The organism is Ramlibacter monticola (genome assembly GCF_016722785.1).
Taxonomy (GTDB): domain Bacteria; phylum Pseudomonadota; class Gammaproteobacteria; order Burkholderiales; family Burkholderiaceae_C; genus Ramlibacter; species Ramlibacter monticola.
The window spans coordinates 1,552,439-1,564,987 of record NZ_JAEQNE010000001.1 but is presented as its reverse complement, the minus strand read 5'-3'; the positions used below and the strand labels follow the sequence as shown (position 1 = coordinate 1,564,987).

Sequence of the window (12,549 nt, the reverse complement as noted above, 5' to 3'; positions counted from 1 at the left end):
CATGCTCGACTTCACGGTCTTCACCCCCGAGGTCTTCAAGGCCTACATCCTCCAGGGGCTGTACTTCAGCGTGATTCTGACCGCCGTGGCCACGGCGGGCGGCATCGTCTTCGGCACCGCGCTGGCGCTGATGCGCCTGTCCGGCATCAAGGCGCTGGAGCTGGTCGCGGCCACCTACGTCAACGGCATGCGCTCCATCCCGCTGCTGATGGTGCTGCTGTGGTTCTTCCTGATGGTGCCGCTGGTCATCGGCCGGCCCATCGGCGCCGAACTCTCGGCGCTGATCACCTTCATCGCCTTCGAGGCGGCGTACTTCAGCGAGATCGTGCGCGCGGGCATCCAGTCGATCTCGCGCGGGCAGGTCTTCGCCGGCCAGGCGCTGGGCATGAGCTACGGGCAGAACATGCGGCTGGTGATCCTGCCGCAGGCCTTCCGCAACATGATCCCGGTGTTCCTGACGCAGACCATCATCCTGTTCCAGGACACCTCGCTGGTCTACATCATCACCGCCCACGACATGCTGCACGGCTTCACCGTGGCGGGCAACAACCTGAGCCGTCCGCGCGAGTCCTACATCCTCGCGGCCATCATCTACTTCATCATCTGCTTCAGCCTGTCCTGGATCGTCAAGCGCGTCCAGCAGAAGGTCGCGATCATTCGATAAGAGAAAGAGCCCGCCATGAGCGAATCCCAGGCGATGATCGACATCCGCAAGGTGTCCAAATGGTATGGACCGGTGCAAGTGCTCAACGAATGCAGCGTGCGCATCGACAAGAGCGACGTGGTGGTGGTGTGCGGGCCCTCGGGCTCGGGCAAGTCCACCCTGATCAAGACGGTCAACGCGCTGGAGCCGTTCCAGAAGGGCGACATCTTCGTCAACGGCGTGCAGGTCAACGACCCGAAGACGGACCTGCCCAAGCTGCGCAGCCGCGTCGGCATGGTGTTCCAGCACTTCGAGCTGTTCCCGCACCTGTCGGTGACCGAGAACCTCACCATCGCGCAGGTGAAGGTGCTGGGCCGCTCGCAGGACGAGGCGAAGGCGCGCGGCCTCAAGATGCTGGACCGCGTGGGCCTCATGGCGCACAAGGACAAGTTCCCGGGCCAGCTCTCCGGCGGCCAGCAGCAGCGGGTGGCCATCGCCCGCGCGCTGTCGATGGACCCCGTCGTGATGCTGTTCGACGAGCCGACCTCGGCGCTCGACCCCGAGATGGTGGGCGAGGTGCTGGACGTGATGGTGAACCTGGCGAAGGAGGGCATGACCATGATGGTCGTCACCCACGAGATGGGCTTCGCCAAGAAGGTCGCCAACCGCGTGATCTTCATGGACGTGGGCGGCCGGCTGCTGGAGGACTGCAGCAAGGACGAATTCTTCGGCAACCTCGACGCCCGCCAGGCGCGCACGAAAGATTTCCTGAACAAGATCCTGGCGCACTGAAGTCCTCCTCCCTCCCCTTCGGGGGAGGGCCGGAGCGGAGCGCGCCAGCGCAGAGGCAGTTCCCCTTCCGTCGGTGGGAGAATCCCCCCATGTCCCAGACCCTCACCATCACCCGCCCCGACGACTGGCACCTGCACGTGCGGGACGGCGCGGCCATGGCCTCGGTCGTGCGGCACTCCGCCGCGCAGTTCGGCCGGGCGCTGATCATGCCCAACCTCAAGCCGCCGATCATCACGGCGGCGATGGCCACCGCCTACCGCGAGCGCATCCTGGCCGCCGTGCCCAAGGCCTTCGGCTTCCAGCCGCTGATGTCGCTGTACCTCACCGACAACCTGCCGCCCAGCGAGATCCCGCGCGCCAGGGCCGCCGGCGTCGTGGCGGTGAAGCTCTACCCGGCGGGCGCCACCACCAACAGCGACTTCGGCGTGACCGACATCCGCAAGACCTTCCACACGCTGGACATGATGCAGCGCGAAGGCATCCTGCTGCTGGTGCACGGCGAGGCCACCGATCCGTCGGTGGACGTGTTCGACCGCGAGGCGGTGTTCATCGACAGGCACCTGGTCCCGCTGCGCCGCGACTTCCCCGAGCTGAAGATCGTGCTGGAGCACATGACCACGCGCGAGGCGGTGCAGTACGTGACCGAGTCCGACGCGTACCTCGCCGGCACGATCACGGCGCACCACCTGCTGTACAACCGCAACGCGCTGTTCATGGGCGGCATCCGGCCGCATTACTACTGCCTGCCGGTCCTCAAGCGCGAGGAGCACCGCCGGGCCCTGGTGCAGGCCGCCACCAGCGGCAACCCGAAGTTCTTCCTGGGCACCGACAGCGCCCCGCATGCCGCCGTGCTGAAGGAGCACGCCAGCGGCTGCGCCGGCTGCTACACGGCCTTCTCCGCGATGGAACTGTATGCGGAGGCCTTCGAGGCCGCCGAGGCGCTGGACAAGCTCGAAGGCTTCGCCAGCTTCCACGGCGCCGACTTCTACGGCCTGCCGCGCAACACGGGCCGGCTGACGCTCAAGAAGCAGCCCTGGCAGGTGCCCGAGTCGCTGCCCTTCGGCGAGGCCCAGGTCAAGCCGCTGCGCGCCGGGGAGATGCTGTCGTGGCGGACCTTCGTCGAATGACGAGCCGCGAGCCGCGCGCCGGCGACGCCGCCGCGATCCTGATCGACGCCGACAACCTGTCGGCCGCGGCCCTCGACCAGGCCTTCACGCACATGGCGCACCAGGGCTGGCACGTGACGCTGCGCCGCGCCTACGGCGGCCACGAGAAGCTCGCCGGCATGAAGGACTGCCTGCTGCGCCACGGCGTGCGCTCGCTCGTGAACAACGGCAAGGGCACCACCGACGCGCTGCTGGTGGTCGATGCGATGGACCTGCTGCATGAAGCGCGGCTGCCGCCCGTGGTGGCGATCGCCTCCAGCGACGCCGATTTCGCGCCGCTCGCGGTGCGGCTGCGCGAGGCCGGCATCCGGGTCGTCTGCTTCGCGCAGACCGGCAAGTCGGCCGACGTCGAACTGGCCCGCTGCTACGACCAGCTGGTGCCCGTCGAGGGCTCGGCTTCCGAATCCGCACCCGCCGCTCCCGTGCGGGCCGCCCGGACGCCCCGCAAGGCCGCGGCGAAGAAGAAGCCCGCGGCGCCGCCGGATCCGGTGCGCGACGTGCTGGAAAGCATCGAGGGCTTTCGCGAGGGCCGCGAGATCCCGATGAACGAGGTGGTGCGGCAGCTTCGCGATGCCAAGCTGATGTCCCGCAGCGCCAGCGGCCCGAACTTCCTCAAGAAGCACGCGCCCTACCTGGAAGTCTCGCCCAACTACCTGCGGCTGAAGTGATGGAGATCGACTGGGCGCGGCCGTGGTTCGCGCCCTGGCGCGAACCGGGGCAGGCCGTGGCGCGGGCGGTCGCGGGCGGCGTTCCGCTGCAGGAGGCGCTGCAGGCCGCCGGCACCGCGCCCGTGCGCTTCGTGCCGCAGGAGGCGCTGCCTGCCGGGCGTGCCTACGAGCAGTTCATCTTCGAGGCGCGCGAGTGCCCGGTCCGGCCCGGGCTGCACGATTTCTTCAACGGTCTCGTCTGGCACGCCTTCCCGCAGGCCAAGTCCGCGCTGAACCGGCTGCAGGCCGCCGAGATCGCGCGCGACGGCGTCGCCGGGCGGCGCGGGCCGGTGCGCGACGCGATCACGGTGTTCGACGAGAACGGCGCGCTGCTGCAGGCGCCGCCGCCCTTGTGGGAGGCGCTGCGCGCGCGCGAGTGGCGGCGGCTGTTCGTCGAGCTGCGGCCGCTGTGGCGCGAGGCGCGGCTCGCGCTCTTCGGCCATGCGCTGCTGGAGCAGCTCGCCCGTCCGAGAAAAGGCCTCACCGCGCACGTGTGGTGCGCGCCCGCCGCTACGGAACCGGGAGCAGGCGGGGACGCCTGGCTGGCCGCTCAATGCAGGTCGGAAGTTCTCGCGGCCAAGCCGTTCACGCCGCTGCCGGTGCTGGGCGTGCCGGGCTGGTGGGCGGAGAACGAGAACTTTTCCTTTTATGATGACTCCCTCGTATTCCGTCCACGCAAGACGCCAGAACGCACCACAACAACAACGTCCGCGGGCCCTGCGCGCTCTTGATTCCGGTTCCTCCAGCCTCATCTGGAGGCGCGTGGGGTGAACGTGTTCCACCCTTCGGAGTTTTCCAGACAATGAAACGCATCCTCCTGTTCGTCCTGACCAACCTGGCGGTGGTGGTGGTGCTGGGCGTCGTCGCCAGCCTGCTGGGCGTCAACCGCTATCTCACCGCGAACGGGCTCAACCTCGGCGCCCTCCTGGGCTATGCCCTCATCATGGGTTTCGGCGGCGCGATCATCTCCCTGCTGCTGTCCAAGCCGATCGCCAAGTGGAGCTCCGGCGTCCAGGTGATCGACGGCAGCGAAGGCCCCGACGAGCGCTGGATCGTCGACACGGTGCGCCGCTTCGCCGACCAGGCGCAGATCGGCATGCCCGAAGTCGGCGTGTTCCACGGCGACCCGAACGCCTTCGCCACCGGCGCCTTCAAGAACAGCGCGCTGGTCGCCGTCTCCACCGGCCTGCTGCAAGGCATGACCCGCGAGGAGGTCGAGGCCGTGATCGGCCACGAGGTGGCGCACATCGCCAACGGCGACATGGTCACCATGACGCTGATCCAGGGCGTGATGAACACCTTCGTGGTGTTCGCCTCGCGCGTGATCGGCTACCTGGTGGACAGCTGGCTGAGCCGCGGCGAGGAGCGTCGCGGGCCCGGCATCGGCTACATGATCACGACCATCGTGCTGGACATCGTGCTGGGTTTCCTGGCGGCCATCATCGTGGCCTGGTTCTCGCGGCAGCGCGAGTTCCGCGCCGACCGCGGCTCCGCCCAGCTGATGGGCCGTCGCCAGCCCATGATCAATGCGCTGGCGCGCCTGGGCGGCATGGTGCCGGGCGAACTGCCCAAGAGCATCCAGGCCTTCGGCATCACGTCGGGCGTGGGCAAGCTGTTCTCGACGCACCCGCCGATCGAGGAGCGGATCGCGGCGCTGCAGCAGAGCGCGTAAGCGCGCCCGTTCCTGCCGTCATCCCCGCGAGGCGGGGAAACCAGTGAAGGGCCCGCGCACGCGGGCTCTTTTCTTTTCAAAGCCCTGGATTCCCGCCCCAGCGGGAACGAGGGTGTGCCGCGTTGCGGGATAATCGTCGGCGTGAAGCCCGCCAGGCCGCCGCTGGTGCAATCGCCGAAAGGCCGCACTGGAGGAACGTCCGGACTGCACAGGGCAGCGTAGCAGGTAACACCTGCCCACCGCGAGGTGAGGATCAGAGCAACAGAGACGAGTCCTTTGTCTTCGGCGCAAGCCGGGGATGGAGGGGTGAAACGGGCAATCTCTACGCGCAGCAATACCAAATAGGCCAGCGGCGACGTGGTCCCGCGGAGCTGGCGGGTAGGTAGCACCGAGCCGGCGGGGTGACCCCCGGCCCAGATGAATGGCGGTCACGCCTGGGCGACCAGGCGCACAAGATCCGGCGTATCGGCGGGCTTCACACTTTTCTATCGGCACGCCTGCGCGTGTCCTTCCTTGAGTTCCCGCGCGCGCAGCGCCGTGTCGGGATGGCTGCTCAGGAGGTTCATCCACGAGGGGCCTTCCCTGCGCGCCGCCTTCTCGCCCCCCGCTCCCGCGTCGATCCCGAGCAGCAGGTCCGCCATCGGCGCGGACGGCAGGCCGGCATGCCGCATCAGGCCCGCCGCGAAGCAGTCCGCTTCCGCCTCGTGTCCGCGCCGGTAGGCCAGCCCCGTGAGCAGCGAAGCGCCCGTGGACACCAGCGCCGAGACATCGCCCAGCGCCAGCCCCAGGCCGATGTTCAGCACGCCCTGTTCCACGATCATGCGCGTCGTGTGCCGGTGCATCACGTGGCCGATCTCGTGGGCGAGTACCCCGACGAGCGCGTCGTCGGACAGCTTCTGGTCCGCGGCCTGCTGCACCATCGCGTCGGTCATCACGATGGTGCCGCCCGGCAGGGCGAAGGCATTGGGCGGCATGCCGGAGCGGAACTGCAGCACCAGTCGCGGCTGGTAGCCGGCATAGCGGCGCAGCGGCGGCGCGACCTGCGCCGCCAGCGCCTCGAAGCGCGCGCGCAGTTCGGCCTGGCGCTGCGGCGGCAGCTTGCTGGGCTTGAGCCAGCTCGTGTCCATGTCGGCCAGGACACGCTGCGACAGCCCGAGCTCCCATTCCAGCGGCACCTGCCGCGTGAGCTGCGTCGCGGCCCAGGGCGTGCCCCAGCGATAGAAGGCGAGCAGGACGCCGGCCACCACGGCGAGCACCAGCAGGAAGGCGCTCCAGCGCGTCTGCATGCGCTGCGCCAGCGGAGCCCGGTGGCCTGCCGCCTGCACGGCCGCCTGCCAGCCGGCCGCGTCCGCGATCTCCAGGCTGCCGTGGTCCCCGAGGTCCACCACCACCTTGCGCGGCGCCCGGCGGCTGCTCCAGGCCTCGGGCCAGCCGACCTGGTCGTGCCGCAGCGGCGGCGGCACGCTGCCGCCATCGAGCGCCTCTAGGGCCAGCGTGGGACCGCGGGGGCCCGGCGCGAGCCGCACGCCGACCTCGCGGGCGCGGCTGCTGCGCCCGTCGAACCAGGCGCCGCGCAGCACCGGGTCCATCAGCCGACCAGCCCCAGCCCCACCGCGTCGGCGATGGCGTCGCCCAGGCCCTGTTCCTCGCGCGCCAGCTGGCCGGCGAGCTGGTCGAGCCCGCCCTTGACGTGCAGCGTCACGGACTCGGTCCTCATGCGGTATTCGGCGACCACCGCGAAGGGGCGGAAGAAGCCGAGGGTCAGCAGCGTGAGGAACACGTTGCGCAGGCGCAGGCCCATGTAGCGGCCGGCGCGCAGCTGGCAGCGGAAGCGGGCGACCTGGCTGACGCCGATGTTGTTCCACACCAGCTGGAACATGCGCGCCTCGCGGTAGGCGCGCGCCGGGGCCGAGGCGAGGAACAGCAGCAGCACCGTGCCGACGGCGATGGCCAGGCCGATCAGGACCGCCAGGAAGCCCGGCTTCTTCAGGCTCGCCAGGGCGGCGATCGACCCGCCGAGGCCCAGCGCGAGCACGACGCCCACCACCAGCAGCGTCAGCAGGAACACGCCCACCGTGGCGAGCCAGATCCGAACGAAGTCGCCGAACACCGGCTTCCAGCGCCCGGGCTGGCCGCCGATGCGCCCGCGCAGCACCAGCAGGCTCTTGTAGTTGTACTCGAGGCGCATCAGGCAGGCGACCGTGGCGAGCACGGCGGCGAGCACGTGGGCGAACAGGATGGACAGCCGCACCGCCAGCCGCGCCCCGGGCGATCCGTCTTCCGGCCACAGCGCCCCGATCGACATGAAGGCCGCGATCCAGGCCAGCGCGATCACGAACAGGGGCCAGCTCGCGCGGTACACCTCGCCCCAGCTGCCGGTGAACTGCAGGCGCACGCCGCGCCAGCGCGTGGCGTTGAGGCGGAAGCGCATCGCGCTGCCCCAGAACCAGGGCACCAGCGCGGCGCCGGCCAGCAGCATGAGCGAAGCGACAGTGTCCTGCCCGGTCTGTTCCGCGAACTTGAAGGCGCCATAGAGCACGACCAGCAGCACGAAGCCGATCACCATCTTGCGCTGCTGCGCCGTGAATTCGAGCGGGCTGCCGGCCACCACGGTGTGGCCGTAGAAGTACTGCGCGGTGCGGCGGCGGGCGAACGGCGTGTAGAAGCCGAGCGTCACCACCGACAGCAGCACGTTGACGATCCAGACGCGGAAGTACTCGCCGCCGCTGCCCGAGAACTCCACCGGGTAGCTGTCGATGCCCGGCCGCGCGCCCGGCCGCACCATGTTGTCCGCCATAGCCCTCCCCCCCACTGCGGCCAGTGTAGCCGGGGACGGTCAGCCGGCGAGTTGCAGCGCCTCGATCCGTTGCACGTGCGCCAGCAGCGAGCGCCTGGCCATCGGCCACATGCGCGGCGGCACGTCGGCGTAGGCCAGTTCCACCCAGTCGTCCAGCGTGCCGCCGGGGCGCTCGCGCATGGCGGCGACCACGCGCGACTCGCGGTGCAGCCGGTGCGCCTTGAGCTGCTCGATGGCCTTGCGGGCGGGGCCGAGGACGTGGCCGTGCGCGGGCAGGATGAACTCGATGCCGTGGCGGTCGCACGCGGCCATCAGGCGGTCCAGCGAATCGATGTACGCGTTCATGTCGCCGTCCGGGGGGTCCACCACCGTGGTGCTGCCATTGAGCACGTGGTCGCCGGAGAACAGCAGGCCGTCTTCCAGCAGGACCAGGCAGACGTGGTTGGCGGCATGGCCCGGCGTGTGGATCGCCAGCAGGCTGTGCTGCTGCCCGGCGCCCGCGACACTGAGGACCTCGCCGTCGGCGAGCACCCGGTCGGGCGTGAATTCGCTGGCGGCGCGCGCGGTGGGAGCGGAGGGCAGCCCGTAGATCGGCGGCTGGTTGCGGCACATCGCCTGCAGCGGACGCGCCCCCGGCGAGTGGTCCGGATGCGAATGGGTGCACACGATCAGGCGGATGTCGCCGCCCGCGGCGCGCCAGAGGCGCTGCTGGTGTTCGGCGTCCTCCGGGCCCGGATCGATGGCGATGTAGCCGGTCTCGGGGTCGCCCACCAGGTAGCTGTTGGTGCCGGGGCCGGTCATCACGCCCGGATTGGGCGCGGTCACGCGGGTGACGTTCTTCAGCAGCGGCACGGGCTGGTCGGTGCGCCAGTCCAGGTGGTGCAGCAGCTGGCCGTCGGGGCAGACGAGGGCCAGTTCGCCGTACTGCATCTCGTGCTCCATGAAGCGCGCCTCCGCGCCCTGCACGAAGCCGGCGCGCGGGCAGCTGGTCCACAGCGGCTGCTCGCTGGCGCAGGCGGCCAGCACGCCGTCCACCGTGCCGTAGGGGCGCAGGCGCTCCAGCGTGCGGATGGTCGGGAAGATCATGAAGAACTGGCCGGCCCGGTGCCGCTCCAGCGCGTCGGCGGGGCGCACCCACACGGGTTCGAACTGCTCCGCCTCGTCGGCCACCGGCGACTGGCCGGGCGGCATGCGCGCGACCAGGAAGGGCACGTCGAAGCGGCGCGGCAGGTCGCGGTCGGTGATCCAGTGCGCCAGCAGGAAGACCTCGTCGGCGGCGAGCACCAGTCCGCGCTGGTGGCACTGGGGAGCGAAGGGCGCGTGGCGGTCGAGGCCGGCGACTTCGCCCGGGGCGACGGGGCTGCCGTCGGCATGCCGGGCCAGCAGCACGCCCAGCTCCTCGAAGCTCTCGCGGATCGCGGCGATCGCCTGGGTCAGGCGTTCGTCCGACTGCGTGGGGCGCCGCGCCGCGAGCCCGTGCGCCTGCGCGTCGGCGGCGTCGATGCCGCCGCCGGGGAACACGTAGGCGCCGGGCGCGAAGCTGGCGGTGGGGGAGCGGCGGGTCATCAGGACCTCGAGCCCGGCTTCGCCGTCGCGCAGCAGCAGGACGGTGGCCGCCGGGCGCGGCACTGCGGGTTCACGCGGAGGGTGCAGAAGCTGGCTGGCTCGTACCATGCCGGCGATTACATCACGGAGGTGCCCGTGAACCCGACCCGCCGCATCCTCTTCGCCGCGCTGGCGCTGCTGGCCTGCGCCGCCGCGCCCCTGCAGGCCCAGACCGGGGACTGGCCGAAGCGGCAGCCGGTCAGGCTGGTCGCCGTGTTCCCGCCCGGCGGCTCGGTCGACCAGGTCTCCCGCATCCTGGCGCAGCAACTGACGACGCAGCTCGGGCAGACGGTGATCGTCGAGAACAAGGTGGGCGCCTCCGGCGTGATCGGCACGCACGCCGTGCTGTCGGCGCCGCCGGACGGCTACACGTATGCGGTGGTGTTCGACACCCACGGCGTCAACCCGAGCCTGATGCCCAGCATGCCCTACGACACGCGCAAGGACATCGCGCCCGTGATCGTGATCGGCACCGCGCCCATGGTGATCGCCACGCCGGCCGCCTCCGAGTACAAGACTTTCGCCGACGTGCTGGCGGCGGCGAAGGGGAAGAAGAACATCAGCTTCGGCTCGGTCGGCTCCGGCAGCCTGAGCCACCTGGCCATGGCCATGCTCGTGCGCCGCGGCGGCCTGGAGATGACGCACGTGCCCTACAAGGGCGGCGGGCCGCTGATGCAGGATGCCGTGGCCGGCCACGTGCCGCTGTCGGTGGCCTCGGTGTTCGTGACCAAGCCGCACATCGACAGCAAGCGGCTGCGGCCGCTGGCGGTGACCACCGCGAAGCGCGCGCCGGAACTGCCCGACGTGCCCACGGTGGCGGAGAGCGGCTTCCCCGACTTCGACGCGCGTGCGTGGTGGGGCGTGCTGGCCTCGGCCAGGGTGCCGCCGGAGATCGTGCACCGCATGAACGACGAGATCAACAAGGCGCTGCAGGTGCCGGAGATCGCGCAGAAGCTCGCCGGCCAGGGCATCGCGCTCATGGGCGGCAGCCCGGAGGCGGCCACGGCGTTCATCGACCGGCAGATCGAGACGTGGGCGGTGGTGGTGAAGGAGAACAACATCAAGCCGGAGTAGGCTTGCGAGCGGGACGGGACGGGACGGGGCGAGGCGAGGCGGGAACCGCGGCGGCCGCCATGGTGCCCGCTGCTTCTGCGCCGGGCCGGGACGGGCCACTGTCCGCCTCTGCGACTGTCCCCCGGCGCGGATGAGAGCCCCGGCCCGGACGAGGGCCGCGCCCGCGCCTCCTCCTTTATGTCGCCGAGTCGGACAGTGACCCGTCCCGGCCCTGCCGAGCGCGATCTCCGGAGGCCCTGGCCTTCTCGACCGCCCTCCGATCCGGCGCCGAGGCAACGGACGCAGGCGACAGCGTACGTGGAAGCCTCACCGCGACGGCAGCGCAGGCAGAAGCCAAAGCGCCTCAGTCTTCCGGGGTGACACCGAGCGCCAGCAGGAAGCGCGCGACCATGTTGTACGTCGCGATGGCGGAGGTGATCTCCACCAGTTCCGTCGTGTCGAAGCGCGCCTGCATGCGCGCGAACAGCGCGTCCTCGACCTTCACGTCCCGCGTCATCTGCGCTGCGTACTGCGCCACCAGCGCCTCGTCGCCCGCCAGCCCCTGCGGCTCGCCGCGCGCACCGGAGCGCACGTAGGCCTGCAGCGCGTCCAGCCCGGCCTGCGTGCCGCCGGCGGCCAGGTAGTCCGGCGCGTGGTGGTGGTACTCATAGTGCGCGCCGGTGAGGAGCGCCACGGTGCAGATGCCCAGCTCGCGCAACTGCCGGCTCGCGCCGAGGCCCGTGCGCACGGCCTTCAGGTAGGTGTTCCAGCCGCGCGCGAGCGGCTCGCTCCAGAGCAGGGCGCGGTCCAGGTTCAGGAGGGCGCCGCCGCGACGCTCCAGGATTGCCTGTACCAGTTCCTGCGGCTGCGGCTTGCGTTCGGGGGTCCAGTCGGGGATGCGCATGGCTCTCTCTCGTCCAGGGATCGACCCGCAAGAATAAGCTTCTGGTGGCACGGAGGCGCGCGGCTTGCCAGAATGGGGTATCGACCATTCCGGAGCCTTCGCTTCATGCGCCTGCCGATCGCACGCCGCGTCTTCGCCGCGGCCCTGTCCGTCCTGTCCGCCCTGTCCCTCGCCGCCTTCGCCCAGGCGCCCGCCGACTGGCCGCAGCACCCCGTCACCTTCGTCATGACCTTCCCGGCCGGCTCCGGCGTGGACGTGGTGGCGCGCACGATCCAGGAGCCGCTCGGCAAGGCGCTGGGGCAGCCGGTGGTGATCGACTACAAGGTGGGCGCGGCCGGCAACGTGGCGAGCGAATACGTGTCGCGCGCCAGGCCGGACGGCTACACGCTGGTGTTCGGCACCGCCGCCACGCACGGCGTGAACGCCGCCCTCTACAAGAAGCTGCCCTTCGACGTCGAGGCCGACTTCGTGCCGGTGGCGCCCATCCTGGACGTGTCCAACGTGCTCACCATCAATCCCGAGGTGATGGACGTGAAGACGCTGAAGGAGTTCGTGGACCTGGTTCGCGCCAATCCCGGCAAGTACAACTACGCCTCGACGGGGCAGGGCACCGGCACGCACATGGCCTTCGCCGAACTGAATTCGCGGCTGGGGCTGAACATGGTGCACGTGCCCTACAAGGGCGGGCCCGAGGCCATGCAGGCGGTGCTGAAGGGCGAGACCTGCTGCATCATGAACCAGGTGCAGACCGTGCTGACGCAGTACAAGGCGGGCAAGGTGCGGCTGCTGGGCGTGACGACGCCGAAGCGCGTGGCCGCCGTGCAGGAAGTGCCCGCGATCGCCGAAAGCGGAATCCCGGGCACGCAGGCCTTCGACAGCTCCACCTGGTTCGCGCTGTTCGCTCCGAAGGGGACGGATCCGGCCGTGGTCGGCAAGCTGAATGCCGCGGTGCGCCAGGTGCTGCAGCAACCGGAGATCCGCGCCAGGCTGGAGGGCGCGGGCAACACGGTGCGGCTGGAGACGCCGGAGCAGTTCCGGGTGACGGTGCGCAACAACCGCCAGAAGTGGGCGGAGGTGGTGCGGGCGGCGAACATCTCGATCGAGTAGGGCGCTGAGCAGGCGAAAACCAGACAACCGAACGCAGAGGGCGCAGAGGGTCCGCAGAGGGCGCAGAAAAATCCTTTGAAGGTTTGTTCTGCGGCTTTTGCGT

General features: G+C 70.3%; 12 protein-coding genes and 1 other RNA gene. 9 read left to right on the top strand and 4 right to left on the bottom strand.

Annotated elements, in window-relative coordinates:
* Nucleotide 1 precedes the first annotated feature (1 nt).
* The 7 genes from JJ685_RS07550 (at nucleotide 2) to rnpB (ending at nucleotide 5,461) form a co-directional block, all read left to right on the top strand.
* Complete coding sequence (locus tag JJ685_RS07550) at nucleotides 2-664, top strand: amino acid ABC transporter permease (protein WP_236598702.1); 663 nt, start codon at nucleotides 2-4, stop codon at nucleotides 662-664.
* Between the two features lie 33 nt (nucleotides 665-697).
* Nucleotides 698-1,435, top strand: coding sequence for an amino acid ABC transporter ATP-binding protein (locus tag JJ685_RS07545; RefSeq protein WP_201673728.1), 738 nt, complete (start codon nucleotides 698-700; stop codon nucleotides 1,433-1,435).
* An 89-nt stretch (nucleotides 1,436-1,524) separates the two neighbouring features.
* Nucleotides 1,525-2,562, top strand: a complete 1,038-nt coding sequence (gene pyrC / locus JJ685_RS07540; protein ID WP_201673559.1) for a dihydroorotase — start codon at nucleotides 1,525-1,527, stop codon at nucleotides 2,560-2,562.
* On the top strand, nucleotides 2,559-3,269 hold the full coding sequence (locus JJ685_RS07535; RefSeq protein WP_201673558.1) for an NYN domain-containing protein: 711 nt from the start codon (nucleotides 2,559-2,561) through the stop codon (nucleotides 3,267-3,269). The genes pyrC and JJ685_RS07535 overlap by 4 nt, the downstream gene beginning before the upstream one ends.
* Nucleotides 3,269-4,039, top strand: a complete 771-nt coding sequence (locus JJ685_RS07530; RefSeq protein WP_201673557.1) for a DUF3025 domain-containing protein — start codon at nucleotides 3,269-3,271, stop codon at nucleotides 4,037-4,039. The genes JJ685_RS07535 and JJ685_RS07530 overlap by 1 nt, the downstream gene beginning before the upstream one ends.
* A gap of 71 nt (nucleotides 4,040-4,110) precedes the next feature.
* Entirely contained in the window at nucleotides 4,111-4,980 is an 870-nt protein-coding gene (gene htpX, locus JJ685_RS07525) for a protease HtpX (protein WP_201673556.1), read from the top strand.
* A 143-nt stretch (nucleotides 4,981-5,123) separates the two neighbouring features.
* Nucleotides 5,124-5,461: RNase P RNA component class A (gene rnpB, locus JJ685_RS07520), an RNA gene on the top strand.
* A 4-nt stretch (nucleotides 5,462-5,465) separates the two neighbouring features.
* On the opposite strand, the gene JJ685_RS07515 is transcribed toward rnpB, so the two are convergent.
* From JJ685_RS07515 to JJ685_RS07505, 3 genes are read right to left on the bottom strand one after another with little or no spacing between them, the layout of a single operon-like run.
* Nucleotides 5,466-6,569, bottom strand: coding sequence for a M48 family metallopeptidase (locus JJ685_RS07515; RefSeq protein ID WP_201673555.1), 1,104 nt, complete (start codon nucleotides 6,567-6,569; stop codon nucleotides 5,466-5,468).
* A complete protein-coding gene (locus JJ685_RS07510) occupies nucleotides 6,569-7,777 on the bottom strand; it encodes a YjgN family protein (protein WP_201673554.1) in 1,209 nt (402 codons plus the stop codon). Before JJ685_RS07510 ends, JJ685_RS07515 begins: the two co-directional genes overlap by 1 nt.
* 39 nt (nucleotides 7,778-7,816) lie before the next feature.
* The gene (locus JJ685_RS07505) at nucleotides 7,817-9,451 is read right to left on the bottom strand and encodes an MBL fold metallo-hydrolase (RefSeq protein ID WP_201673553.1); all 1,635 of its coding nucleotides are present in this window, start codon (nucleotides 9,449-9,451) and stop codon (nucleotides 7,817-7,819) included.
* 27 nt (nucleotides 9,452-9,478) lie between these two features.
* On the opposite strand from JJ685_RS07505, the gene JJ685_RS07500 reads away from it, so the two are divergent.
* Nucleotides 9,479-10,456, top strand: coding sequence for a tripartite tricarboxylate transporter substrate binding protein (locus tag JJ685_RS07500; RefSeq protein WP_201673552.1), 978 nt, complete (start codon nucleotides 9,479-9,481; stop codon nucleotides 10,454-10,456).
* Nucleotides 10,457-10,799: 343 nt separating this feature from the next.
* Here JJ685_RS07500 and JJ685_RS07495 read toward each other — a convergent pair whose 3' ends face one another.
* Entirely contained in the window at nucleotides 10,800-11,339 is a 540-nt protein-coding gene (locus tag JJ685_RS07495; RefSeq protein WP_201673551.1) for a carboxymuconolactone decarboxylase family protein, read from the bottom strand.
* 105 nt (nucleotides 11,340-11,444) lie between these two features.
* Here JJ685_RS07495 and JJ685_RS07490 point away from each other — a divergent pair, with 105 nt between their 5' ends.
* Nucleotides 11,445-12,446 carry a Bug family tripartite tricarboxylate transporter substrate binding protein gene (locus tag JJ685_RS07490; protein WP_236598701.1) on the top strand — a complete coding sequence of 334 codons (1,002 nt, stop codon included), beginning with the start codon at nucleotides 11,445-11,447 and terminating at the stop codon, nucleotides 12,444-12,446.
* Nucleotides 12,447-12,549: the final 103 nt, after the last annotated feature.